The organism is Rhodanobacter hydrolyticus, assembly GCF_044904645.1.
The window spans coordinates 1-993 of sequence record NZ_JADIKK010000002.1; the positions used below are offsets into that span (position 1 = coordinate 1).

The window sequence follows — 993 nt, forward strand, 5'->3', positions numbered from 1 at the left end:
TGGGTGCGCTGGTGATCGCGCTGGTGTGGCTGTCGATGAGCAGCATCCGGCGAAGCATCGGAGGCGAGCCGTCGTTCGCGGTGGAGATGACCGGGCGGATGGCGGACGGCGACCTGTCGCTGGGCGGGGCGGAGAAGCTCGAGCTCCCGCCGGGCAGCATGATGCACGCGATGCAGCGGCTGCACGTGAAGCTGGTGGAGGTGATCGGGCAGGTGCAGCAGGGCTCGCAGGTGGTGAGCGGCGCGGCGCTGGAGATCGCGCGCGGCAACGACGACCTGAGCCAGCGTACCCAGGAGCAGGCGTCGAGCCTGGAAGAGACGGCGGCCTCGATGGAAGAGATGACCGCGACGGTGAAGCAGAACGCGGAAAACGCGAGCCATGCCAACCAGTTGGCGGGCGGCGCGCGGGAGCAGGCCGAGCGCGGCGGCAAGGTGGCGTCGCAGGCGGTATCGGCGATGGCGGAGATCACGGCCTCGAGCCGGAAGATCAGCGACATCGTGGGCCTGATCGACGAGATCGCGTTCCAGACCAACCTGCTCTCGCTGAACGCGGCGGTGGAAGCGGCGCGCGCAGGGGAGCAGGGCCGTGGCTTTGCGGTGGTGGCGAGCGAGGTGCGCAGCCTGTCGCAGCGCAGCGCGGCGGCGGCGAAAGAGATCAAGGCGCTGATTGGCGAGAGCGTGGAGCGGGTGGAAGCCGGCGGTGCGCTGGTGGAGCAGACCGGCACGGCGCTGTCGGAAATCGTGGAGAGCGTGTGCAAGGTCACCGACATCGTGGCGGAGATCGCGGCGGCGAGCCAGGAGCAGTCGTCGGGCATCGACCAGGTGAATCGGGCGGTGATGCAGATGGATGAAGTGACGCAGCAGAACGCGGCGCTGGTGGAACAGGCGGCCGCGGCGGCGCAGGCGATGCAGGAGCAGGCGGCGGCGCTGCGGCGGCAGACGGCGTTCTTCCGGCTGGACGGCGCCATGGCCAAGGCCGAAGCGGTGCAGGAGG

General features: G+C 70.0%; 1 protein-coding gene. It reads left to right on the top strand.

Annotated features, from left to right (window positions below; translation table 11 throughout):
* On the top strand, positions 1-993 hold a 993-nt coding region (locus ISP25_RS00010), incomplete at both ends, for a methyl-accepting chemotaxis protein (RefSeq protein WP_404611403.1).